Here is a 1090-nt window from a genome sequence, read left to right on the forward strand (position 1 = left end):
TTCATTACTCGATGATCGAGGAGACGATGCCTGCACCGACGGTGCGGCCGCCTTCACGGATAGCGAAGCGAAGCTTCTCTTCCATCGCGATCGGCACGATCAGGGTAACGTCCATGGCGACGTTATCGCCAGGCATGACCATTTCCGTACCAGCCGGCAGCGTGACAACACCCGTCACGTCCGTCGTGCGGAAGTAGAACTGCGGACGGTAGTTCGTGAAGAACGGCGTATGACGGCCACCTTCGTCCTTGGTCAGAATGTAGGCTTCTGCCTTGAACTTGGTGTGCGGCTTCACCGAACCCGGCTTGCAGAGAACCTGGCCGCGTTCAACGTCTTCACGGCCAACGCCGCGGATCAGAGCGCCGATATTGTCGCCAGCCTGGCCCTGGTCGAGCAGCTTGCGGAACATTTCAACGCCGGTAACCGTCGTCTTCGCCGTCGCCTTGATGCCGACGATTTCAACTTCTTCACCAACCTTGACGATACCGCGCTCAACGCGACCCGTCACAACCGTACCGCGGCCCGAGATCGAGAACACGTCTTCGATCGGCATCAGGAACGGCTGGTCGATCGGACGTTCCGGGGTCGGAATGTAGTCGTCGACAGCGGCCATCAGGGCGCGAACAGCGTCTTCGCCCAGTTCCTTCGAGGAATCTTCCAGAGCAGCAAGAGCCGAGCCCTTGACGATCGGGGTTTCATCGCCCGGGAAGTCGTACTTCGAGAGAAGTTCGCGCACTTCCAGTTCAACCAGTTCGAGCAGTTCTGCGTCGTCAACCTGGTCGCACTTGTTGAGGAACACGACGATTGCCGGAACGCCAACCTGACGGGCAAGCAGGATGTGCTCGCGGGTCTGCGGCATCGGGCCGTCAGCGGCCGAAACCACCAGGATCGCGCCGTCCATCTGGGCAGCGCCGGTGATCATGTTCTTCACATAGTCGGCGTGGCCAGGGCAGTCGACGTGGGCATAGTGACGGTTGGCCGTCTCATATTCCACATGCGAGGTCGAGATCGTGATGCCGCGCGCCTTTTCTTCCGGCGCTGCGTCGATCTGGTCATAGGCCTTGAAGTCACCAAAGTACTTCGTGATCGC

1 protein-coding gene is annotated in these 1090 nt (G+C 59.9%); it reads right to left on the bottom strand.

Features of this window, described 5'->3' with window-relative positions; translation table 11 throughout:
* Window positions 1-4: 4 nt before the first annotated feature.
* Window positions 5-1090: elongation factor Tu (gene tuf, locus AC0TOF_RS00035; RefSeq protein WP_473766722.1), on the bottom strand; the 1086-nt coding region annotated here is incomplete at its 5' end.

The sequence above is a fragment of the Ochrobactrum sp. PL_is501 genome (assembly GCF_055816895.1).